18 protein-coding genes are annotated in these 22266 nt (G+C 64.1%); 10 read left to right on the plus strand and 8 right to left on the minus strand.

What is annotated here, in order from left to right:
* Window positions 1-25: 25 nt before the first annotated feature.
* Window positions 26-1129, minus strand: coding sequence for a type I restriction endonuclease (locus DXK94_RS03350; protein ID WP_115523820.1), 1104 nt, complete (start codon window positions 1127-1129; stop codon window positions 26-28).
* A 676-nt stretch (window positions 1130-1805) separates the two neighbouring features.
* Here DXK94_RS03350 and DXK94_RS03360 point away from each other — a divergent pair.
* The 3 genes from DXK94_RS03360 to DXK94_RS03370 all read left to right on the plus strand — a co-directional run bounded on the left by DXK94_RS03360 (window position 1806) and on the right by DXK94_RS03370 (window position 5090).
* The gene (locus tag DXK94_RS03360) at window positions 1806-2984 is read left to right on the plus strand and encodes a response regulator (RefSeq protein WP_309544307.1); all 1179 of its coding nucleotides are present in this window, start codon (window positions 1806-1808) and stop codon (window positions 2982-2984) included.
* Between the two features lie 181 nt (window positions 2985-3165).
* Window positions 3166-4026, plus strand: coding sequence for a phosphatidylinositol-specific phospholipase C/glycerophosphodiester phosphodiesterase family protein (locus tag DXK94_RS03365; RefSeq protein WP_115523822.1), 861 nt, complete (start codon window positions 3166-3168; stop codon window positions 4024-4026).
* A 29-nt stretch (window positions 4027-4055) separates the two neighbouring features.
* Window positions 4056-5090 (plus strand): metallophosphoesterase, encoded by a 1035-nt coding sequence (locus DXK94_RS03370; protein WP_115523823.1) that lies wholly within the window; start codon window positions 4056-4058, stop codon window positions 5088-5090.
* 58 nt (window positions 5091-5148) lie between these two features.
* Here the strand turns inward: DXK94_RS03370 and DXK94_RS03375 are convergent, their stop codons facing one another.
* A complete protein-coding gene (locus DXK94_RS03375; RefSeq protein ID WP_115523824.1) occupies window positions 5149-5832 on the minus strand; it encodes a GntR family transcriptional regulator in 684 nt (227 codons plus the stop codon).
* A gap of 59 nt (window positions 5833-5891) precedes the next feature.
* A complete protein-coding gene (tcuA, locus tag DXK94_RS03380; protein ID WP_115523825.1) occupies window positions 5892-7385 on the minus strand; it encodes an FAD-dependent tricarballylate dehydrogenase TcuA in 1494 nt (497 codons plus the stop codon).
* A 227-nt stretch (window positions 7386-7612) separates the two neighbouring features.
* On the opposite strand from tcuA, the gene DXK94_RS03385 reads away from it, so the two are divergent.
* The 5 genes from DXK94_RS03385 (at window position 7613) to DXK94_RS03405 (ending at window position 12811) form a co-directional block, all read left to right on the plus strand.
* The gene (locus tag DXK94_RS03385; RefSeq protein ID WP_115523826.1) at window positions 7613-8593 is read left to right on the plus strand and encodes a tripartite tricarboxylate transporter substrate binding protein; all 981 of its coding nucleotides are present in this window, start codon (window positions 7613-7615) and stop codon (window positions 8591-8593) included.
* Window positions 8590-9237 carry a tripartite tricarboxylate transporter TctB family protein gene (locus DXK94_RS03390; RefSeq protein WP_220272950.1) on the plus strand — a complete coding sequence of 216 codons (648 nt, stop codon included), beginning with the start codon at window positions 8590-8592 and terminating at the stop codon, window positions 9235-9237. The genes DXK94_RS03385 and DXK94_RS03390 overlap by 4 nt, the downstream gene beginning before the upstream one ends.
* Window positions 9238-10761, plus strand: a complete 1524-nt coding sequence (locus tag DXK94_RS03395; RefSeq protein ID WP_115523827.1) for a tripartite tricarboxylate transporter permease — start codon at window positions 9238-9240, stop codon at window positions 10759-10761. It abuts the gene before it with no gap.
* Between the two features lie 183 nt (window positions 10762-10944).
* The gene (locus DXK94_RS03400; protein WP_220272951.1) at window positions 10945-11937 is read left to right on the plus strand and encodes a helix-turn-helix transcriptional regulator; all 993 of its coding nucleotides are present in this window, start codon (window positions 10945-10947) and stop codon (window positions 11935-11937) included.
* Window positions 11930-12811, plus strand: coding sequence for an SDR family oxidoreductase (locus DXK94_RS03405; RefSeq protein WP_115523829.1), 882 nt, complete (start codon window positions 11930-11932; stop codon window positions 12809-12811). Before DXK94_RS03400 ends, DXK94_RS03405 begins: the two co-directional genes overlap by 8 nt.
* A 75-nt stretch (window positions 12812-12886) precedes the next feature.
* Here the strand turns inward: DXK94_RS03405 and DXK94_RS03410 are convergent, their stop codons facing one another.
* Complete coding sequence (locus DXK94_RS03410; protein WP_115523830.1) at window positions 12887-15079, minus strand: discoidin domain-containing protein; 2193 nt, start codon at window positions 15077-15079, stop codon at window positions 12887-12889.
* A 240-nt stretch (window positions 15080-15319) separates the two neighbouring features.
* Complete coding sequence (locus tag DXK94_RS03415; protein ID WP_115523831.1) at window positions 15320-15643, minus strand: hypothetical protein; 324 nt, start codon at window positions 15641-15643, stop codon at window positions 15320-15322.
* Window positions 15644-15846: 203 nt separating this feature from the next.
* On the opposite strand from DXK94_RS03415, the gene DXK94_RS03420 reads away from it, so the two are divergent.
* Window positions 15847-17493, plus strand: a complete 1647-nt coding sequence (locus DXK94_RS03420) for a serine hydrolase (protein WP_115523832.1) — start codon at window positions 15847-15849, stop codon at window positions 17491-17493.
* 144 nt (window positions 17494-17637) lie between these two features.
* Here DXK94_RS03420 and DXK94_RS03425 read toward each other — a convergent pair whose 3' ends face one another.
* On the minus strand, window positions 17638-19518 hold the full coding sequence (locus DXK94_RS03425) for a pectinesterase family protein (RefSeq protein WP_115523833.1): 1881 nt from the start codon (window positions 19516-19518) through the stop codon (window positions 17638-17640).
* Complete coding sequence (locus DXK94_RS03430) at window positions 19518-20888, minus strand: polysaccharide lyase family 1 protein (protein ID WP_115523834.1); 1371 nt, start codon at window positions 20886-20888, stop codon at window positions 19518-19520. The genes DXK94_RS03425 and DXK94_RS03430 overlap by 1 nt, the downstream gene beginning before the upstream one ends.
* 211 nt (window positions 20889-21099) lie before the next feature.
* Between DXK94_RS03430 and DXK94_RS03435 the strand changes: the two genes are divergently transcribed.
* Window positions 21100-21831 (plus strand): GPP34 family phosphoprotein, encoded by a 732-nt coding sequence (locus DXK94_RS03435; protein WP_115523835.1) that lies wholly within the window; start codon window positions 21100-21102, stop codon window positions 21829-21831.
* A 96-nt stretch (window positions 21832-21927) separates the two neighbouring features.
* Here the strand turns inward: DXK94_RS03435 and DXK94_RS03440 are convergent, their stop codons facing one another.
* Window positions 21928-22212, minus strand: coding sequence for a DUF427 domain-containing protein (locus DXK94_RS03440; protein WP_115523836.1), 285 nt, complete (start codon window positions 22210-22212; stop codon window positions 21928-21930).
* Window positions 22213-22266: the final 54 nt, after the last annotated feature.

The following is a 22266-nucleotide window of genomic DNA, read 5'->3' on the forward strand; positions in this document are numbered from 1 at the left end:
TGTGCGGGTTGTTAGTCAGAAGTGGTCAGGATTGCGGCTGCAGGTAGCTCTTGACGCTCGCACGCAGCGCCTCGGTGTGTTCGTAGATCTCCTCCAAGGAAGCGATGGGTACTCGGGTTTCTTCCTTGTTCTCGTCGAAGATCCCAATGTACTTCTGCGTCCGGTTGAAGTGCAGGCGCGCAATCGGCTTGCGGTTGTTGTCGTCCAGTAGAACTGCAAAGTACGACTTGGCGTCGCGCTGTACTACACGAGCTGGCTTAACCTCGCTGCAGACAATGGCCCGCACGATCTGGTAACCCTCGATCTCTTCCAAGGTCGTCTCCAAGCCATCAGCCTCGGCTAGGTCTGCTTCGGCGACGGGAGCGCTGGTGACGGTTGCAGCCACTGCGACTTCTTCGTTTTGCGGGAAGCCGGGTGCGCCCAGCGCTTTCTTCAGCCGTTCGTTGACCTGGTCATTCAAGAACTGTTTTGACGCCTTGGATACCAAGGCGGTGAACTGTTCCCGCACCTTTTGGGTGTAGGGGCCCGGGTAAACGCGTCCGGTCAGGAACTTCACCCATTCATCCTCAGGCTCCTTGAACTGCGCCGCCAGCGTCCGCTTCAGTTCACCGATGTATTTCAGTTCGCCCGCTGCGCTGATTATTGAATCGAGGTCGAAGACTTCCTTCGACAGTTTTTGCAGTTCCGGGATCAGTGACTGGTCGATGTCGTTGAGATCGAGCACGAGGAAAGGCTTGGCATCCATACGGTTAGGCGCATCCAGGTCGGTGAAAAACTGATAAACCTCGCCGTTGGTGAGAATTGCGATCCTGGCATTGGTCACGGCGAAGTACCTGAAAAGCTGGGACGCGTGCTCAATTTTTACCGGTTCGGTCGACTTCTTGCACTCGATCAGGATCTGGACTTCGCCGTCCTTGACGATGGCATAGTCAATCTTCTCGCCCTTCTTGAGCCCGACGTCCGCGATGAACTCGGGCACGACTTCCAAGGGATTGAAAACGTCATAACCAAGGATGGTGGAGATGAACGGCATCACGAACGCGTTCTTCGTTGCCTCTTCTGTTTGGATCACATCCCGCTGCTGGCGCACCTTTGCTGCCAAAGCGGAAAGTTTTTCTGCGAACTCCATCGGTCCCCCTACAAGACTGTTGGTTGCTGCCATAGCAGAGCAGCGTTTAACCAAGCTGTTGAAGCAACAAAATACATGTCAATGCCTCTGTTGCGCGATAAGCCCGTCCTAAAGTCACAGCATGTCGAAAACATGCGCAGCGGTTAGGCTAACTTTCGCTTACTTTTCTGATCCCCAAAAACCAGTAGGGGCACTATGTCCGTTGATGAGCAGATTCTTACTTCCGGGGATTTGTGCTTGGCCAAAGATATCGGCGGAACTCGATTATTTTCGGTGTCGTAGGGTTATGTATTTTTGGGATCACCTTTGGTGTGGTGGCCTTTATGACCGCTCGTAAGGCAGAAGAACAGGGAGTGAAGGCCACGGCAGGAAAGGTGCTCCGTGTCCTGGGGCTCGTCGGCGGCGTCATTGTTATGACAGCGTTCTTCTCTAACAAATAGCAATCATCAGCGGCTGCTAGTTTTTGCTCGCTGAGGAGGTTGGTGTCGAGCGGTTTCGACAGGGTCAACCACCGGTCCTCGCTTTATGACAAGGCAGCAGGCAGAAGCGGACGACCGCTAGAACCAAGCCTCCCGCCGTCGTTTTGCCGTTGCCATCACGGGCCAGCCTGTCCCGTGGGACGATAGGTCCAGCGCGCTGGTGGAGGGCGGCTTCGTGACGGTGAACGGGGGGCATCATGACGGTTGATTCGAACTCCAGTGCGCCGGGAGGACTGCACCTCCCTGACATGGAAGCCGCGAAGGTTCCCGGACTGCTGGATGACAATCCCGGGGCCGCCATGACGGTGCTGGTTGCCGACGACGACGAAGGGTCCCGGCTCGTGGCGAAAGCCGCAGTGGAGAAATCCGGGCATCACTGCATCGTCGCTGCGGACGGCGATGCCGCGTGGCAGCTTTACCAGCAATGGCGTCCCCAGGTGGTAATCAGCGACGTGATGATGCCCGGGCTGGATGGGTTTGATCTGTGCCGGGCCATCCGGGCCGCCGAAACAGGCACCTATGCGTACGTCATGCTGCTGACCTCGCACGGCGCCCAGGAGGACGTATTGGAAGGCATGAGGGCCGGAGCGGACGACTACGTGGCCAAACCGCTGGACCCTTTCATCCTGCACACCCGCCTGCTGGCCGCCCGGCGGGTCACGGCACTTCATGGTGCCCTGGCCACCGCCCTGGATGAAGCCAGGGACAGTAATGAGCGGCTCGCCGAATTCACCGGCCGGGTCAGCCACGACCTCCGCAACCCGCTGACCTCCATCCTGGGCTACGTCGAGCTGGGTGCCACAGACGCAGAATCGGGCCACACGGAAGAGGCCGCAGAGTACCTGGAAATCGTCGGCGGCAGCGCGCGGAGGATGCTGTCCATGGTGGAGGAGCTGCTGGCGTTCTCTACCGTCGGCGGCTCCCTGTCCCGGTCCCGGCTGTCGCTGGCAAGCCTGGTCAGGGACGCCACCGAGGACCTGAGGCTGGGCCTGCAGGAAGCCGGCGCCGTAGTGCACTGTGAGGATTTCTCTCTCGACGCCGACGAAAGCCAGCTGCGCGTGGCCCTGCAGAACCTGATCCAGAACGCGGTGGCCTACCGGCGCCCGGGCGTTCCCCCCGTCATCACCGTCAGCGGGCAGGGAGCCGGAGCCGGTGCAGTGGTCCGGGTGGAGGACAACGGCAAAGGGATCGCGGCCACAGACCGGCGCAGGGTAGTCGAACCCCTGGTCCGGCTGCATAGGGCGGGCGACCCCGCCGGCACCGGGCTGGGCCTCGCCACGTGCGCCAGGATCGCTGCCGCCCACGGCGGACGGCTGGAGATTTCTCCCGCCCCCAGCGGCGGTACGGCCGTCAGCATCTACCTCGGGGCGCCGTAACGCAGGGATAAGCCTTGGCATGCCGGCGGCCGCGGCAGGGGATTGGTCCCTTCCAGTTCACCCGCCGGCAAACAACAGGTCCTTCGCCGTTTTCCCGTAACCAGCAGTCTTTTCAGGCACCCCTTCTGCCCGGCGCACCCCATCGCCCGGGCGGACATCCCCGAGGTACCAGGAGTACTCCGTGTTCGTGAAAAGCACCCTTGCCGCCGTCGCCATCCTCGCCTCCCTGGCAGGGACGGCCGCAGCACCGGCCCAGGCCGAGGCAACCAAGCCCGCTCCCGTCGTCGTCGGCCAACCGCTGGCCCAGGCACATGCGCACAACGACTATGAGCATGACCGCCCCCTGTTCGACGCGCTGGAGCACGGCTTTACCAGTGTCGAAGCGGACGTCTGGCTGGTGGACGGCGAGCTGCTGGTGGCCCACGACCTGGAGGACGTCCAGCCCGGCGTCACACTCGAAAGCCTCTACCTTGACCCGCTGCAGGACCTGGTCCGCAGCCAGCAGGGCCACAGCGTCTACCCGCACTGGGACGGCAGCCTGCAGCTCCTGATCGACATCAAGAGCGAAGGCGAGGCCACCTACGCCGCCATCGAGCAGGAACTGGCCGAGCACCGCGACATCATGAGCCGCTACACCCACGGCACCACCAAGACCGGCCCGGTCACCGCCGTCATCAGCGGCAACCGCCCGCTGGCCACCATGCAGGCACAGGAGAAGCGGTTCAGCTTCTACGACGGCCGCTCCGCCGACCTCACCTCCGGCAGGCCCGCCGACCTGATGCCGCTGGTCAGCGACAACTGGACGAGGCTTTTCACTTGGCAGGGCGTCGGACCCATGCCCGAGGCTGAGCGCACCAAGCTGCACGGCTACGTTGCCGAGGCGCACGCGAACGGTTACCGCGTCCGCTTCTGGGCCACCCCGGACATGCCGGGCGACGCGCGTGACGCGGTCTGGAATGAACTCGTCGACGCCGGGGTGGACCACATCAACACCGACGACCTCGCCGGACTGCAGCAGTTCCTCACCGCCCGCGCGGCGTAGCCCTTCCCAGAGAAACAGGAGTGCGTTCCATGCCTTCAAAGACCATTAAAACCACGACGGCGGCAGCCGTCCTCGCGCTTGGCCTCCTTGTGTCCCAGCCGGCCACGGCCGCTGACAGCACCAGCGACGCCTTCACCTTCGGCGTCATGGGCGACATCCCCTACGGCGAGGCCGAAATCGCGAAATTCCCCGCCCGCATCCAGGACATCAACGCCGACAGTACGCTGAAGTTCGTCACCCACGTGGGAGACATCAAGAATGGCTCCTCGGTCTGCTCGGATGAGTACTTCGCCAACATCCGCACCCAGTTCGACACCTTCGAGCACCCGCTGGTCTTCACCCCGGGCGACAACGAGTGGGTGGACTGCCACCGCACCAACAATGGGGCCTACAACCCGCTGGAACGGCTGGACAAGCTGCGGGACGTCTTCTTCAACGAACCCGGCAAGACCCTGGGCGCCACCATGCCGGTCAAGACCCAGGAGAGCCTTGGACTGCCGGAGAACGTCCGCTTCACCCAGAACCGAGTGGCCTTTTCCGTGCTGAACATCCAGGGCAGCAACAACTCGCTGCTGCCGTGGAGCGGCCTGGGCGAAACCACGGCCACCCCCGAGCAGCTGGCCGAAGTTGAGCACCGGACGGACGACGTCCTGGGCCAGATCCGCGAAACGTTCGATGACGCCGAGCGCCGCAACGACCGCGCCGTGGTGCTGATGACCCAGGCCGACATGTTCGACCCGTCGCTGCTCGCCGCTGCCACGGCCAACCCTGACCTGGTGTCCGGGGTCCGCGGGATCGTCCAGGCCATTGTCGAGGAAACCAACGGCTTTGACCGCCCTGTCTACCTCATCAACGGCGACAGCCACATCTTCGCCGAGAACCAGCCCCTGGCCGAGGGCTCACCGTGGCTGGACATCTACGGCCAGGCCCCCGCCGACGACCTGCAGCGCATCACCGTGGACGGCTCGGCCAACGCCACCAACTACGTCCGGTTCACGGTGGCCGGCAACAGCGCCGACGGCGCCGAAGTCCTGAGCTGGGAGAAAGTCCCCTTCAGCTCCTAGGCACACAAACGGAAGCGGCCGACGGCGGGAACCTCCCGCCGTCGGCCGCTGGCCTGAATTAACGGCGGGAACTGCCCAGCGGATGTTGCAGGGCCGTCTCGCGGAGAAGCTGCAGACGCAGGGCGCGTGCTGTTTCCATGTGCTGCCTGGCAATTTTCCCGGCGGCGTCGCCGTCCTGCTGCTCGATGGCGTGGATCAGGGATTCATGCTCGTCCAGGGACTCGGCCCACCGGTTCCCCGTGGAGAGCGTGGACCGGGGTGCATGGATCAGGTGCGTCGACAACCGGTCCAACAGGTCTGTGAGGACGGGATTGTGCGCGCAGTTCCAGATGGCGGCATGGAACTCCAGGTTAGTGGTGATCCTAGTATGGTCATCCGGTTCCTGCAGTTGCCGGTCGCGCTGCAGCAATGCTTCAAGCCGCATCAGGTCCGGGAACTGCCTCGACCGTGCTGCCTGGCGCGCGGCCTCTTCTTCGAGGAGGATGCGCATATCGTAGATCTGGATGACCTGCTGCGGGTCCACCTGGGGCACTTGCAGGCCCCTGTCGACGCGCTCAAGAAGCCGCTCCTGCTGGAGGCGGGACAGCGCCTCCCGGACCGGGGTCCGGGAGACGCCGAAACGTTGGGCCAGCGATGTTTCCCGAATAGCAGTACCAGGCTGGTGCACTCCGGACAGGATCTCGCTCCGCAGGGTCTGGAAGATGCTTTCTCCGTCGATGCGGGCGGTTGCTGTGTCCGTCACGTGACTGGTCCTTGAGGCATTGGAATGGCTACTGCTGGGCAATTCTCTTGTAAGGAACTTTACGCGAGAACGCCGGCCCGTCGGCCAAAAACACATCCGGCAGCAAGCCCGCTGCCTCCCGGATAGTTGGCGCTGAACAGGCCGCCGAGCATTTCGCCCGCCACGTACAGGCCTTCGATGTGCTTCCCCTCGCTGTCGAGAACCCGGCCGTGGGTGTCTGCTTTGATGCCGCCGAACGTAAACGTGATTCCGCAGGTGACACCGTAGGCGTAGAAGGGGCCCGTTTCGATCGGGGCGGCCCAGTTGCTCTTCACAGGCTCGGTGGCGGCGGCGCGGCCATCTTTGATATTGGGATCGAAGGTGATGCTGCGGTCGATCGAGTTGTTGAAGTCACTCACGGTCTTTGACAGCTTTTCGGCGTCAATGCCGATCTTGGCCGCCAGCTCTTCCAGGGTGTCCGCCACTTCCACCGATATGCCCGGCATGTCGTACTCTTCAGTGCGCAGCATGGGGCGCAGGGTCGCATCAAAGATCTGGTACGCCACGGATCCGGGCTGCTTCAGGATCTCCTTGCCGTACTTGGCATAGGTGTAGTTGCGGAAGTCGGCCCCTTCATCCAGGAACCGCTCACCGTTGGTATTGACGATGATGCCGAACGGGTAGCTCTGGCGGGTCAAACGGTTGGTCAGCTCACGGTTGCTCTCATTGGTGGCGGTGAAGGCGTCCCACTGAACACTGTGGCACGTTCCCCAATCGCCCCCTCGTGCTGCTCCGACCGCAAGGGCAGCAGCGATCATGTCGCCGGTGTTATTCGGCGTGCCCCTGACCTTGGCGTTTTCCCAGCCTTCCCCCAGGTACTCCCTGCGCAGTTGGGGATCGGCTTCGAAACCTCCTGCCGTGAGGATGACTGACTCGGCGTGCAGTGACAGTTCACCCGAGGGGGAATCCGTGACGATGCCAACCACTCGGCCGCCCTCGACGATGAGGCTTTTTGCCGCGTGGCTGTACCGGACATCGATGCCAAGCTCTGCGGCTACCCGGGTATGGTCCTCGATCAGTCCTTCGCCTCCGCCGACGTTACCGACGTGGAGACCACCCCAGAACAGGTACGACCCATCGGGGCGTTCAAACGCCTGGCGTTCGTACATCAAGCGGTACTTCAATCCCAGGCTGTTGAGCCAGCGCAGCGTGGGCTGGGATTCCTCAACCAGCACCTTGGTCAGGTCCGGGTCGTTCCGGCCTTCGGTGACCTTGGCAAGGTCAGCGGCGTATTCGTCCGCGGAGTAGGGCGGAACTTCGGTGCGGCTGTGCCGTTCGTCCGGTTCCACCCAGTCCAGCAGATCGGCGAGGCCATCGTGGGCTATGCGGGTGGCGCCCGCGGTGTAGAAGCTGTTCCCGCCCGCCATGTCTTCGCTGCCCTTTTCGAGCAGGACTACCTTCCGGCCGCGCACTGCTGCTGCGTGCGCTGCAGTGAAGCCTGCGTTCCCGCCGCCCACCACAAGCACGTCTACAGCCTCAATGTCCTGAGGCTTCAAACCTTTTCCGAGAGACATCCCTTGTCCTTTCGTTGCCGTTGCATACGACTGTATACAAACTTAGCCGCCCGGCACAAGAGCGCTTTTTCGGGCTGTGACTTGCCGGTGACGTGACTCACAGGTATAACTGTATTCGATTGTGTACAAATGTATGCGCACTTCATCCTCAAATGCCGGGATGTCATACGCAAAGTACCGTTCACCTGACTTGGCCCGCTCAACAACGCCGTTACGGAACGAGAGATATGAAAAAGCCCCTACGCAATGCCGTGTTCGGCGTGGTCGTCGCCGTGATTGCTGCGCTTGCGTTCCTCAATGCCGGTACCGCCGGCGGAACCAGCACCGCAAGGAACAAACTGACCCTCATCGCCCCGGCAGCACCTGGTGGCGGATGGGATGGATTTGCGCGCGAAGGACAGCAGGCGCTCAAGAGCGACGGCGTGGTCAACAACCCGCAGGTGGTGAATGTCCCCGGCGCCGGCGGGACCATCGGACTAAGCCAATTTGTCCAGACGCCAGGACGCGAGGATGCCCTCCTGGTGACGGGCGGAGTGATGGTGGGGGCCATCGAGCTCGGCGACAACCCGGAGTCCATGGCGGACGTTGTTCCCATCGCCCGAATGGCCGATGACTACGCTGCCCTGGTTGTTCCTGCCGATTCCAGGTTCCAGACACTCGATGAGTTCCTGGACGCCTGGACATCGGATCCCGGCGGAACCTCGATCGGAGGCGGTTCTCTGGGTTCCATCGACCATCTGCTCAGCGCCATAGTGGCCAAAACCGTCGGGATGGATCCGAAAGATGTTAATTACATCGCCTACTCCGGAGGAGGCGAGGCGCTGACCTCCCTGTTGTCCCACACCACGGCCGCCGGCATGTCCGGCTACAACGAGGTCAGGGACCAGATCGAAGCCGGAACCCTGCGTGCTTTGGCCATCTCCTCAGAGGAGCGGCTGGAGGGCGTTGACGTTCCCACCTTCAAAGAACAGGGCGTGGATGCGGCCATGTCGAACTGGCGGGGGTTTGTGGCGGCGCCCGGCACCACGGAGGAAGCGAAAGCGGAATTCATAAAGATCGTCACCGAGATGCGGGACAGCGCGCAATGGCAGGGCGCCCTCAAGCGCAACAGCTGGACGGACACATTCTCAACCGGCGAAGAATTCGAGCAGTTCGTAGCTGCTGAAGTTGCAACTGCCCAAGAAATCGTAAAGGACCTCGGCCTATGAGCATCACCCAGCACCAGTCCGAAGCGGGAGCCGTCATGGATCCACAGGGCACTCCCAAGCCCCGCTTTGGGACCGGCCGCAGCGAATTTGTTGTGGTTTCGGTACTTTACGCAGTGGCAATAGTCCTCACCATCGGCACTGTGACGATGAACGTGCAGGGCAAGTCAGCCCCCGGGCCTCAGTTCTTCCCGATTCTCGTGTGCATTGTCCTCTACCTCGCAGCCACGCTGCTGGCCATCCAAATCCTTCGTAAACCTAACGTCCCGGACAACACCATCCATCCCGGGCACGGCCAGTTCTCCGCTGACATGCTGCACGACCTCGGACACCTGGGGAAGGAAGAAGATGCCGCGTATGAAGCTGCCCCACTTCCAAGCCCCGGCAAAACGTGGAAAACCTATTCCGATTGGCGCACGGTCGGCCTGATGCTTGGAGGCGTCGTGGCCTTTGTCCTGCTGCTGGAACCGCTGGGCTGGATCATCACTGCGGCATCGTTGTTCTGGCTCGTCGCCTACGCTCTCGGCAGCCGCCGTCCGTTCTTCGACATTGGCCTGGGCCTGCTCTTCTCCTCAACCATCCAACTCGCCTTTGGCGGCGCGCTCGGCCTCAGCCTGCCCTCTGGCTTCATAGGAGGAATCCTGTAAATGGAACAGCTCGAACTCCTCATGGGCGGCTTCGCCAATGCCCTGACCCCCATTAACCTGCTCTGGGTGCTGATCGGCGCCCTCCTGGGCACCGCCGTCGGCGTCGTCCCCGGACTTGGCTCAGCCATGGCGGTGGCCCTGCTGCTGCCTGTCACCTTTTCGCTGGAACCCACTGCGGCCTTCATCATGTTTGCCGGGATCTACTTCGGCGGCCTCTTCGGCGACTCAACTTCCGGAATCCTGCTCAACACCCCCGGCCACTCCTCTGCCATCGCCTCCACCTTCGAGGGTCACCGCATGGCCAAAAGCGGCCAGGCGGCAAAGGCCCTGGCCACCTGCGCCATCGGTGCATTTATCGGCGGCCTCATCGCCACCACCCTTGTGGTCTTCTTCGCACCAACCCTGGTCAAGATGGCCACCGTCTTCGGTCCGGCCGAGTACTTCGCCCTGGCAGTATTCGCCTTCCTGGCCATCTCCGCCGTCGTCTCCGAATCCGTGATTCGAGGCATCGCGGCCCTGGGCGTCGGCCTCGCGCTGGCCCTCGTCGGCATTGACGGCCCCAGCGGAACCGCCCGGTTCACGCTGGGCATGCCGCAGCTCTTCGACGGAATCTCCGTCATCGTCATCACCGTGGGGCTCCTGGCGCTTGGCGAGGTCTTCCACATCGCCTCCCGCATCCACCGCGACCCGGTGGTAACCCGTATTCAAACCACGGGCCGTGCCCGCCTGAGTATGGCCGACTTCAGGAAGGCCCTGCCAGCATGGCTGCGTGGCACCGCGTTCGGCGCCCCGTTCGGGCTGATCCCGGCAGGCGGCGCCGAGGTCCCCACCTTCCTTGCCTACGGCACCGAAAAGCAGCTGGCCAAGCGGCGGAATGACCCTGAGTTTGGTACTACCGGTTCCATCCGCGGCCTCGCCGCGCCCGAGGCCGCCGCCAACGCCACCGCCGGCACCGCCATGGGCGCGCTGCTCGCCTTGGGGCTCCCGGTATCGGCCACGGCGGCAATCATGCTCGCCGCGTTCCAGCAGTACGGCATGCAGCCAGGACCGCTGCTCTTCGAACGGAGCGGTGACCTGGTGTGGGCCCTGCTGGCCTCACTGTTCATCGGCCTCGTGATCCTGGTGATGATCAACATCCCGTTCGCATCAGTCTGGGCAAAGCTGCTGAGCATCCCAAAGCACTACCTCTACGCGGGCATCACTGTCTTCTCCATGCTCGGCGTCTACGCGGTCAGCTCCGCAGTCCTTGATCTGTGGCTGCTCATCGCCATCGGCCTCATCGGATTCCTGATGCGCCGGTACAACATCCCCCTGGCGCCGGTTCTGATCGCAGTGATTCTCGGGCCCATGGCAGAAACCGAACTCCGACGGGCACTGGCAGTTTCCGAAGGAGATCTGGGCATCTTGGTAGACAGCCCCATCACTGTCACCCTTTACGTGGTCCTGGCCGCAGCCCTCGTGCTCAGCGCAGTTCAGCACCTCCGCCACCGGAGGCAGGCAACAGCGCCGACGTCGCCGTCGTGAGCTGGGAGAAAGGCCCCTTCACCTCCTAGCTACCAAAGGGAAGCGGCCGACGGCGGGAACCTCCCGCCGTCGGCCGCTTCCTTTTGCGCTGGCTGCTTTTGTGGTGCCTGCTGGCGTCGTTCCCCACCACATCTGGGGGTGTCTGGTGGACACTGCCACCGGCCGGCCAAGCTGCGTAGCGTGATGGATGTGGACAGAAAAGACGACATCCGCCAGTTCCTGATCTCGCGCCGCGCGAAGGTCAGCCCGGAGCAGGCCGGCATCCCCAGCTACGGGGATCTGCGCCGGGTTCCGGGCCTGCGGCGTGAGGAGGTGGCGCAGCTGGCCGGGGTGAGCACCGATTACTACACGCGGCTCGAACGCGGCAGCCTCCGCGGCGTCTCCGACTCGGTCCTCGAAGCCGTGGCATCCGCCCTTCAGCTGGACGAGGCCGAACGGGCACATCTGATGGACCTGGCAAGGACGGCGAACGCGCCGTCACGCCGGATGCCGCGTCGGCCGCAGCAGCGGGTCCGCCCCGGGGTTCTGCGCCTGCTGGAAGGGGTGACCGGCGCGGCAGCGATGCTGCAGAACGGTCGCTCGGACGTGCTCGCCGCGAATCTCCTGGGCAAGGCGCTGTATGCGGACGTGTTCAACTCTGAGGTGTCGTACGGGCCGGACGTGCCGGGCAGGCTGCCGAACCAGGCACGCTACCTCTTCCTCGACCGGGGCGCCGGCGACCTGTATCCCGACTGGAATGCGGTGGCGGCCACCACGGTTGCGATGCTGCGCTCGGAATCGGGCCGGAATCCCCACGACCGGGCGCTGAACGAACTGGTGGGGGAGCTGACCACACGCAGCGGGCAGTTCGCCGCGCTCTGGGCCGGGCACGACGTGCGGATCCACACCACCGGAACCAAGCGCTTCCACCATGCCGTGGCCGGGGACCTGTCCCTGCAGTTCGAGACGCTGCACCTCCCCGGCGACGAAGGCCAGACCCTGTTCGCCTTCACCGCGGAGCCGGACTCCGCCTCCATAAGCGCGCTGGCCTTCCTCGCCAGCTGGGCGTCAGCACCGTCCGCTGCAGCCACCGAAACGGCCACCGCCGGCGGTCCTGCCGGCGGAACCACTATCCCCGCCCGCCCCCACGCGAAGGCGGAATCACGCATCACAGGAAAGACAGAACCACATGACTGAGCAGAGCCCATCGACAGAACAGAACGCTAACCGGACCGGCCAAGAGGTCTGGTTCATCACCGGCGCCGGCCGTGGACTCGGTACCGATATCGCCAAAGCTGCCCTGGCGGCCGGGCACGCGGTGGTGGCCACCGGCCGCAACCCCGAAAAGGTCACCCAGGCGGTCGGCGCCCATGAGGACCTCCTCACCGTGAAGCTCGACGTCACCGACCCCGCGGACGCGACCGCCGCCGTCCAGGCAGCAGTGGACCGGTTCGGCCGGATCGACGTCCTGGTGAACAACGCCGGCAACTTCTACGCCGGGTTCTTCGAGGAAATCATCCCGCAGGACTTCCGGACCCAGATCGAAACCACCATGTTCGGCCCCATCAACGTCACCCGCGCCGCCCTGCCGGTCCTGCGGGCCCAGCGATCCGGCCTGCTGGTCACCATCTCCTCCACAGCCGGCATCGCGGGCGGGGAGTTCCTCACCGCATACGCCGCCTCAAAGTTCGGCGTGGAGGGCTGGGCCGAGTCGCTGGCGCCGGAAGTGGCCCCGTTCGGCATCCGGTCCATGATCGTGGAGCCCGGGTTCTTCCGCACCGAGCTGCTGACCCCGGAATCCACCAGCTACGTCGACTCCACCATCGAGGACTACGCCGAACGCACGGAGCAGACAGTCAAAGCCTGGAAGAGTATGGACGGCCAGCAGTGGGGAGACCCGGCCAAGCTCGCCGATGCCCTGATCCAGCTGGCCGAGCTGGACGACCCGCCGCTGCGCTTCGCGGCCGGCGCGGACGCAGTGGAGACTTTCGAGGCACGGGCCAAGAAGCTGGGGGAACAGGCAAACGCCCACCGCGACCTGTCCAGCAGCCTCGCCTTCGCCGACGCCTGACAAAGGGAAACGTACGACGACGGGAAGCGTCCCGCCGTCGTACGTCCCCTTTGCACCGTTGTCTTGAGAAGGCGGTCAGGGCTCCGTCACTGCCACGGAAATGCTGTGCGGCGGCAGGGTGAAGGTGGCTGCCTCATCGGCCTTGATGACACTTGAACCAGGCGGCTGGTTGGGTTTGGGTTGTCCGCCGTTCCCTTCACCCTGGCTCGGGTTCCACTTGTACTGTGCAGACCCGTACTGCTCGAGGGCGATCTCCCCCTCAACAACGTCGTGCTCACCGCCGGTTTTGTGCATCAACCGGACTTTGATCGATTTTTGCGGGTCCTTGTTGAACAGGAGCACACCCAGGCTGCCGTCGGGCCGGCGCAGCGCGTAGGCGGTGACCAGCGGCTCACCCTTCTGGTTGTTGATGTCGCTGGTGGCGGTATGGACGGTGTGGTTGCCGTCGCTTGCATGCACCCAGTGCTCATTTACAAGCCGGGCAGCCTGGAACGCGGCCAGGGGTCGGATTTTCCACTCATCGTAGAACTGCAGCATCATCAGGTTTCCCCACGAGTTGCAGTTCTTGCCTTCCTTTTCCTGGAAAACCCAGTTCGGTTCCAGCCCGTAGTAGTAGCTGGTCTCCCCGCCCAGGGCCAGGAAGAGGGCGGCTGTTTCGGCGTTAATCATGGCTCCGGGCAATTCCAGCTCCACCTGGCCGGCGAAGGAGGAATACCCGTACTCGGTGATCACCTTGGGAATGTCAGCCGGAAGGCCGGCCTGTTCCTGGCGGACAAGGAGGTCCTTGAGGAGCTTGGGGTGTTCGGCCAGCGGTTCGCTCGGATCAGCGCATACATCATCGAACGGATACCACTCGAAAGAGAAGAAGTCGAAGTCCTCCATCTTGTTGCGTTCCCGCAGGTAGGACACGAAGCGGCCCGTCCAGGACCTCACGCCCTTCGCATCAGGCCAGTGCACCCACTCCGGCAAGGTGGTCTGGTAGCCCGGGCCTCCGAACTCGACGGCGGGATCAACCTCTTTCATCGCCCGGGCCATCTGCAGGTACAGCGCCGCGTAATGTTCGGGCTGGGCGAGCTGGCCGTCCGGTTCCTCACCGATCTCGACGCGTTCCACCGGGTAGCCGCGCTTCTTCAGGTAGCGCAGCAGGGCTGCGGCGTCCTCCGGCACGCCGTACAGTGCGGGAACCGGAACCATCATCGGCTGGCCGTTGGTGATGCCGCTGTCGAAGAGCCGCTCGAAGCTGGCGTGCTCGTAGTGTTTGTCGATGTCGCCTGCACTGTGCCACGGGTCGGTGGAGGACGTCCACATCTCCGTCTGCTCCTGCGAGGGCGTATGGGCGATGTAATCGACAAACCCGTCGGCCGTCTCCTGCCCGATGGAGAGCTCGCGCACGGAGAATCCGAGCTTGTCACGGACATCGGTGGAACCCTCGGGAGCGGTGTCCGAATCCTGGGTCAGCACGATGCGCAGATACTGCACATCCATGGGTTGGGGCGCGATCCGTACTGTCTGGGAACCGCCGGTTCCTGTGTGGGTGCCTAGCGGAAAGTCGACCCATTTCCCGTCGTCAACGGGAAAGTGGGCGTCCTTGCCGGACCAGTACTGCACCTTGAAACCCGTGGCGAACGGCGTACCCCAGTCGAACATCACGGTGTCGATCGGAAAAGCGTGGGGGAAGACGGCCATGATCCACTGCGGGTTCAGATCGTCCGGTTCCCCGGTGAAATGCGAGTCCAGGTACGGGTTGCTCTTCCAGAACGTGGAGAGGTCTCCGTCGGAGAGCCGGGAGTAGCCGTCGTTCTTTCCCTGGTCGACGGTGTTTCCGCGGCGGGGAAGGCGGTACCCCTGGGACGCCCGGTAATCTTCCTTCGGTTCATCTGAGGAGACCCAGTACCCCTGCTCCGCAGCGGGGTCGCTCCATGTCCCGCGCGGGTTCCAGTGCCAGGCCTTGACGCCGAGTTCAGTGCGGAGCCGGTAGCTGATGGGTCCGAATCCGGCCGTTTTCATCGCCTGGACGTTGGCGGGGGTCCAGACCTTGTCGATTTCCCCTTCTTCCAGGCCGTCCACGCCGGCGCCAAGGACCCGGGTGCCAGGAAACTCGTTGAGCGTTGTATCTAGATCGATGGTGACGGTTGCATCCACGGCCGGCAGCGTGGGAGGAACGACGGCGAAGCCATCGAGCATTTCCACCGTGAGGAGGGCCGTGACCACCAGCAGCACCATCTTCTCGACGCGCCAGGGTTCCCTGTGCCGTTGCTTAAGAGTCATGCGTCCCTCCAGGAACCTGACAATTCACATTCCCTCCTCGCGATCAGGGGGGTGGGAACCAGCGGTCCCCGAAGCCCCAGGGTCTCAAGCCAGGGCGCCACAAAACGTAGTTCGACGCTACAAGGAGACCGCGGCCGGGCGCACGAGTATTAATTACCTACAACGCGCAGGCCTACTACTTGCCCAGGTTCGTTGGCACCAAGAGGACGTACGACGGCGGGAGTCCTAGCCCTCGGCGTTTCAGGCGCTGAGGTTCCAGTGGACGCGGATGGCTTCGGCAATCGGTCCGGCGGCGACGTCCACGCGGAAGGCAACGGGCGCCGTGCCTGTCTCTTCGATGACTGCGTCGCGGTACACACGGCCGCATTTAGGGCACAGGGTGTAGAGGTCCTCATCCGCGGGCCATGCCGCCAACTCCGGAGGGACCGGCACATCTCCTCCTGCGTGGACCGGCACGCCCTGCGAGTTGGCCTGGATCAAGCCGTCCTGGCTGACCGTGTTGCCGCAGACGCAGGTGATGGTGGTGACATCATGACCCACCACAGTGGCGGTTTCAGCGTCCACGATGACCTCCCGGGGTCTGGAAGGAAGCTGTACCTATCAGCTTATGCCTGCTGGTCAGCGGCCACAGCATCGCATCGCTGGGGCCTACCCAACTTCCGCAGAATCCATTGCCTGCGTGCGGTGCGGGGTTCACTATAGAGGCTGTCGGGAAGGCTGGGGCCGCCTACTGGAAGCGCTCACCGCCCTAGGATCAAGGATTCACCATGGATAACGGCTCCGTCTCCCCGAACCGACGTACGCTGCTGAAAGCGGCTGGAATGGGGGCGGCCGGTGTTGCCGGCTTGCCCGTTCTGTCCGCCTGTACGGGCGCATCGGCGCAGCTTGCAGCGTCATCGGCGCCGGCAGCTCTGCTCCCGGCCCCGCCTCAACAGGTCGAGCCGCTGCTGGACAGGGCCAAAGTCGATAACGCCCTGGCCAAGCTCGAGGGATTGATCCAGGAGGCCATGGGGAGTACCGGGCTCCCGGGCATGGCCGTGGCCGTCGTCTACCGGGACGAGGTGCTGTACTCCAATGGCTTCGGGGTCCGGGAAGTCGGGAAGCCCGGGGAGGTCACTCCTGACACCGTGTTCCAGGTGGCTTCCGTGTCCAAGCCCCTGGCGTCCACCGTGGTGGCCGGGATAGTAGGACAGGAGGTGATCACCTGGACGGACCCCGTCATTGAACACAACAAAAGCTTCGCGCTCAACGATGAGTACGTCACCCGGAATGCAACCTTCGCTGACCTGATGTCGCACCACAGCGGGCTCAAAACGGGTTCGGGTGACCTGCTGGAGGACCTCGGATTCGACCGGGCCTACATCCTCAGCCACCTCAACCAGGAGCCCCTGGACACGTTCCGGGCAAGCTACAACTACAGCAATTTCGGCTTCACCGAAGCCGGCCAGGCGGCAGCCGATGCGATGCAAATGAGCTGGGAGGACCTGGCCGACGAGGTCCTGTTCCGGAAGCTGGGCATGTCCGCCAGCAGCTACCGTTACGCGGACTATGAGCGCGCCTCCAACAGGGCCACCATCCATGTTCCGCTCGGGAACAAGGAGTGGGCGGCAAAATACCGCCGGATTGCCGATTCCGAGGCTCCGGCCGGAGGAGCGAGTTCGTCGGTGCGGGACCTGGCCCAGTGGCTCCGGCTGCAGCTCGGAAACGGCAGCTACGAGGGCCAGCCCGTCATCGATCCGGCCGCCCTCCAGACAACCCGCGTTCCCCACTCGGTCTCCGGGCCGGCGCAGGCCCCGGCAGCCCGGTCCCGTTTCTACGGACTGGGCTGGAACGTCTCCTATGATGACCAGGGGCGCGTCCAGCTGGGGCACTCCGGAGCTTTCAACCTTGGCGCAGCCACCGCCGTCTCGATGCTTCCCGGCGAACAACTGGCCATTGTGGCACTGACCAACGGGCGCCCGCAGGGGATTCCTGAAGCAATCTGCGCCGGCTTCCTGGACGCGGCACAGCACGGATCACCCACCGTCGACTGGCTCACCTTCGCCGCCGATGCATTCAGGCGGATCGATGAGTCCGACAAACCCGAGGTCGATTACACCAAGCTTCCGCCCAGCCCCTCGCCTGCCGGGCCTAACAGTGCCTACACCGGCACCTATGACAACCCCTACTACGGCCCGCTTGTGGTCCTCGAAGAGGGTGGAAAACTGGCCATGAGAATGGGCCCCGCCGGCAGCCCCACCAGCTTTCCGCTCACGCACTTCGACGGCGACACGTTCAGTTTCGAAACCATCGGCGAGAACGCCAACGGCCTGGCCGGTGCATTGTTTGCCGGGGCCGGCAACGGCTCCTCGCCAAGCGTCACGCTGGACTTCTACGACCGGACCGGGCTGGGCACCTTCACACGGGCCTCGTAAGGCGGCAGCCACACAAAGAAGCGTACGGCGGCGGCGCCTCCCGCCGTCGTACGTCCCCTTTTGCACCAACGCGGGGTCAGATCCTGCCCAATTTCCGGCGATTATTGGGCCGGGAGTGACCCCGCGTTGCATGTGCGGAGCGGGCTAAGCGGCCGCCGCGGAGGGCACTACGCTGCTGTCCGCAGTGGTGCCCGCGAGCTGCGGTGCCCAGCCGTCTGTTCCCTGCAGGTAGGTCCTGACCGTGTAGTTGCCCGCCTCCGCCCCGGGCAACTGCGGACGGTCGGGGGTCACCTGGGCGCCGGGGCCGCGGTTGTTGTACTCGTGGAACCGCGCCTCGCGCCAGGAGAAGCCGCTCATGTCCGTCCACGGCGTACCGGAGATGTGCGCGCCGAGCCAGGAGTCCCTGACCAGGACCTGGGCAACAGCCTTCGGGTCGCCACTTGGATGCCACGGCCTGCCCAGGTGGACAGTGTTGGCCGCCGCGTCCGAGACCAGCCGGCACTGGTCAAAGAGGTAGCCGTACGTGATGGACAGGTCCAGGCTGCCGGCGGTCACGTACCCGTTGTTCGTGCTCGAGGCGCGGTTCAGGGACTTGATCTCGCAGCCGCTGAAAACAGCCGTTCCGCGGCCGAAGATGAAGTCAACATCCCCTTCCACGTAGCAGCTTTCGAAGTAGAAACGGGCTTGGACACCCGCCGCCGGTGAGTTGACCAGCAGGGTGTCCTGGTTGCCCAGCATCCTGACGTTGGACAGCACCGAGCGGTCCGCCGTGATATGCAGCGCGACAGCCTGGCGGTCCTTCATGCCCAGGTTGGCCGCTTCGTCGAAATCGTTGCTGATGGTCAGGTTCCGGGCCACGAAGTCCGGTCCGTCAATCCGCACGGAGGCGCTGCCGGAGGTGCCGAAGTTCCCGCTGCCGTCCGGCTTGGGCGTTCCGGATGCGTTGTTGTAGACCAGCACCACGTCCTCCGGCCGTCCGCCCTGGCCGATGAAGGAGACCCGGGGCTTGTTGCTCGGCACCCGCACGGCTTCCCTATAGGTGCCCGGCTGGATCCTGATGATTGTCCGCTGAAGGCTGCCAGGAGGGACGGAATCGACGGCGGACTGTACAGTCGCGAACGTCCTGCCCGGTCCGACGTCGAGCGTGACCGGGACGTCGACGGGCCGCTCGGCGGGCCAGTACATGCCGAGCAGGGGATCGGTGCCGGCGTCGATATTCAGGAAGTAGCCCGGCGGGACGATTTCCTTGGATTGCAGCTCGCGGGCCACGAGGCGGGCCACCGCCAACGCGCCGGCGGCCTGGAAATGCGTGTTGTCCTCCGAACCCTGGGGATACTGCGGGTGCTCGCCGGCAGCCAGGTGCAGGAAGTGCTGCTTGGTCCCTTCCGGGCCCAGCTGCTGCCACAGCGCCTTGGACGACGCCGTCAGATCCACCAGGGGAGTGCCGGACGCCGCGGCGAGGTCCCGCACGGCCTGCGGATACGCGCCGTGCGAATCCTGGGCATTCCCGAAGGAATCGAAGCGGCGGCGTTCCACGGAGGTCACCAGGACGGGCTTGCCGCCACGGGCTTTGGCGCCGTCCACGTAGCGGCTTAGGTACTCCTTGAACGTGGAGTCCGGCAGCGTTCCCCGGTTGGGGTCCGTGACTTTCTCGTCGTTGTGGCCGAAGGAGATCAGCAGGTAGTCGCCCGGCTGCATCAGGGCCAGCACCCGGTCCAGCAGCCCGGCGTCGGCATAGCTCTTGGACGAGGCGCCGGACCAGGCGTAGTCAAAGACGGTGGCCTGCGGCCCCAACAAGAGCGGCAGTGCCTGTCCCCAGCCGGCGCGGGGCCGTTCGGACTGCTGGTAGGCCGACGACGTCGAGTCCCCGACGACGAAAACGACTGGCTTGGTGCGGGGTTTCGTGGGGTCCGGCTCGGCCTGGGGGAAGGCGCTGGCTATGCCCGTTCCCGCGAGTGCCATGGTGCCTGCGGTGAGTGCGAGGGTGGCCAGGACGCTGCGGCGGCTCGGCAGGATGGCGGCCATCAGAGGTCCCCTCCGGCGGTGAAGATGGGGCCGGTGGAGTTCTGGAGCAGTGCCGGCACCGCCTGGGCCGGGTGGACCTGGGTGCGAAGCGTGGGCGTCCAGGACGTGTCCGCTGCCAGCTGGTCAGCAGGTGCGGCAGCGGCGTTGTACTCGGCACGCAGGTCGGTGATCTTGCCGTTGACGGCGTTCCCGATGGTGGTGATCGCGGTTCCCTTGAAGCGGGTGATGACCTTTGCGGGGTCGATTCCGTCCGGCAGCGTAAAGGCATTCGCCTCGGCGTAGAGGTGGGAATCGAACCCGGCGCCCAGCGTGTAGCCGTAGGGGATGGTGCTGTCTTCATTCACCTTGAAGTGGTTGTTGTACACGTCCACCTGGCCGAACCGGACGCGCGGGGCGCGCTGGCCGACGTTTTCGAAGACGTTGTGGTGGATGGTGACGCGCAGCTTGCCGGGGTCCCCGCGGTTGGTGTTGTCCGTGGAGCCGATCAGGAGCAGCTTGTCATGGTCGGAGAACCGGTTGAAGGACATGGTCACCAGGTCCGAGCCGTTGGTGACGTCCACGGCGCCGTCGTGCACCTGGTACGGGCGGCCGAAGTACTCCGGCTGGGAGCTGTCCAGATTGGGGGCGTCGGTGAATTCGGAGTGGTCAATCCAGACGTGGGTGGCTTTGTTGATGACCTGCAGCAGGTCGTACTCGCTGTTCCAGTTGCCCTCGGCGCCGTCGGTGGGGTCCCAGGCGGGGAAGCAGTCGGCAGCGTCCCGCACCGTGAGGTTGCGGACGATCACGTTGGTGGCACCGTTGACGCGGAGGGCGGCGCCGCTGATGCTGCTCTCCGGCGTGGCACCCACGATGGTGGTGTTGCTGGGGATGTCCCACCGGATGGCCTTCGCCTGGTTTGCGGCGGCGAGGCGCCTGGCGCTTTCCTGCGGACCGGCGGGTTCCTGGCTGCGGCCGTAGGTTGCTGGGTCGAAGTCCAGAAGGTACTGCTCGAGGCTGTAGCCGGTGCCCTCGGCATAGCTTTCGCAGGTCAGCGCTGAACCGTCCGCGGCGGTGTTGGCGTTGATGGTTCCATGGACCCGGACAATCTTGGGCTGGGTGCCGGCTTCAGCGAAGGCAGCCAGCAGCTCGGCTTTGGTGGAGACGTCATAAACGTGGGCATCGTCTGCCGCTGAACCGCCCGTGGTTCCTGTTCCCTCGGACGCCCAGCCGTTCCCTGCGGCAAGAACCTGGCGCTCCAGCGGGGTCTGGGCGGTCTGGGCGGTGGGATCGGATACCGGGCTCGGAGCTGCTCCCGCAGGAGCCGAAATGGCCAGTGCTCCTGCCACGGCAAGGGCTGCGGACAGGGATAAGCGGGTACTGCGTTTTCGCATGTTCTCTCTTCCGTCATTGGAATGAACTGCGCCCGGCTCGGAGTCCACTATGACGCCGGCATTGTGAGCGCTGACAAGGAGACTACCCAGAAAGCGGTTTCTCAGCAATCGCTGGATCAGAGGCGGGTGCTGTTTTGGCATGTCAGGTGTGCCATCCGGCCTTCTTCGGGAGCATATTGTGGTGGCTGTCGGACGGGCGCACCATGGTGGTATGAACGCGGAAACAGCTGCACCTGTGGACTTGAGCCTTCCCGAAGCCTTCCTCCTCTTGGCGACAAATGACAACGACGGCAAACCCGAAATTCCCGTCTTCGCACTCAGGACCACCTTGGCCGGGGCGATACTGGGGGAGCTGGAAATGCAGGGGGCGATCGAGCTGCAGGGAAAGCATGTAAGGGCTACCGGCGCCACCCCCAAAACCGAGCTCCGGCGTGAGCTGGAGGCTATCCGGCACAAATCCCGCCTCCACACACCTAAACGGTGGGTATCCATGATGGAGAGCCGGGGGGAAGTGCAGCGCGTTTATGAGGGCATGGCGTCCCGGGGCATTGTGGAACATGCGGGCGAAAAGCACCTCGGCTTCTTCCGGACAGTGCGGTTCCCGGAGAAGGACCACGCTCCGGAGGCGGCGCTCATGAAGAAGCTCCAGGCGGCCCTCGCTGTTGTACCGGCCGGGCAGCAGGTGCCTGGATCCACGCCGGTCCCTGCAGTGGCCACTGATGGGAAGACGACGGACGCCGCGCAACCTGCTGCCAAGGCACCCGATGCCAGGACGCTGGCGTTGATCGCTTTGCTTCAGGCTGCCGGGCTGTTCCACAAGCTTTTCCCGTCAGCTGACAGGGTGTGGGCGGACGAGCTCGCGAAGGATTATTGGCCGGCCCGTGCGGTGGAGGACGAGCTTCGGATGATCAGGCTGGCGGAGGAAGAGGCCCCGGCCTTGTGACTTCGGGTCCGACGCGGCAGGTCCGGATGTCGGGGACGCACCAAAGGCCAACGGACGACGGCGGGAGGTCCCGCCGTCGTCCGTTGAAGGAGTCTGTCAGCTCTCGATGGTCACGCCGCGCCAGAATGCGATGCGGTCCTCGATCTGCTGAGCGCGCGGCTTTGCCTGCGGGTAGAACCAGGCGGCGTCCACGTTCAGCTTCCCGTCGACTTCCAGCGTGTGGTAGCTGGCCTGGCCCTTCCACGGGCAGACGGAATACATGTCACTGTCCCGCAGATAGCCGGCGTTGACTGCGTCCCGCGGGAAGTAGTGGTTGCCCTCCACCACCACGGTGTCGGCGGATTCGGCGATGACTTTTCCGTTCCAGATAGCCCTGACCATGTAGATCCTTCTGTTGGGTGCCGTCGGCCTCGGATGCGCCACGGTCGTAGGTAT

Source organism: Arthrobacter sp. RT-1, from assembly GCF_003367205.1.
Taxonomy (GTDB): domain Bacteria; phylum Actinomycetota; class Actinomycetes; order Actinomycetales; family Micrococcaceae; genus Arthrobacter.

Bases quoted from the DNA above. Each gene is read 5' to 3' on its own strand.
- DXK94_RS03390 (WP_220272950.1), top strand. From the start codon at position 8,590: ATGAGCATCACCCAGCACCAGTCCGAAGCGGGAGCCGTCATGGATCCA.
- DXK94_RS03395 (WP_115523827.1), top strand. From the start codon at position 9,238: ATGGAACAGCTCGAACTCCTCATGGGCGGCTTCGCCAATGCCCTGACC.
- DXK94_RS03400 (WP_220272951.1), top strand. From the start codon at position 10,945: ATGGATGTGGACAGAAAAGACGACATCCGCCAGTTCCTGATCTCGCGC.
- DXK94_RS03350 (WP_115523820.1), bottom strand. From the start codon at position 1,129: ATGGAGTTCGCAGAAAAACTTTCCGCTTTGGCAGCAAAGGTGCGCCAG.
- DXK94_RS03410 (WP_115523830.1), bottom strand. From the start codon at position 15,079: ATGACTCTTAAGCAACGGCACAGGGAACCCTGGCGCGTCGAGAAGATG.
- DXK94_RS03435 (WP_115523835.1), top strand. From the start codon at position 21,100: ATGAACGCGGAAACAGCTGCACCTGTGGACTTGAGCCTTCCCGAAGCC.
- DXK94_RS03440 (WP_115523836.1), bottom strand. From the start codon at position 22,212: ATGGTCAGGGCTATCTGGAACGGAAAAGTCATCGCCGAATCCGCCGAC.
- tcuA (WP_115523825.1), bottom strand. From the start codon at position 7,385: ATGTCTCTCGGAAAAGGTTTGAAGCCTCAGGACATTGAGGCTGTAGAC.
- DXK94_RS03360 (WP_309544307.1), top strand. From the start codon at position 1,806: ATGACGGTTGATTCGAACTCCAGTGCGCCGGGAGGACTGCACCTCCCT.
- DXK94_RS03370 (WP_115523823.1), top strand. From the start codon at position 4,056: ATGCCTTCAAAGACCATTAAAACCACGACGGCGGCAGCCGTCCTCGCG.
- DXK94_RS03420 (WP_115523832.1), top strand. From the start codon at position 15,847: ATGGATAACGGCTCCGTCTCCCCGAACCGACGTACGCTGCTGAAAGCG.
- DXK94_RS03425 (WP_115523833.1), bottom strand. From the start codon at position 19,518: ATGGCCGCCATCCTGCCGAGCCGCCGCAGCGTCCTGGCCACCCTCGCA.
- DXK94_RS03385 (WP_115523826.1), top strand. From the start codon at position 7,613: ATGAAAAAGCCCCTACGCAATGCCGTGTTCGGCGTGGTCGTCGCCGTG.
- DXK94_RS03405 (WP_115523829.1), top strand. From the start codon at position 11,930: ATGACTGAGCAGAGCCCATCGACAGAACAGAACGCTAACCGGACCGGC.
- DXK94_RS03430 (WP_115523834.1), bottom strand. From the start codon at position 20,888: ATGCGAAAACGCAGTACCCGCTTATCCCTGTCCGCAGCCCTTGCCGTG.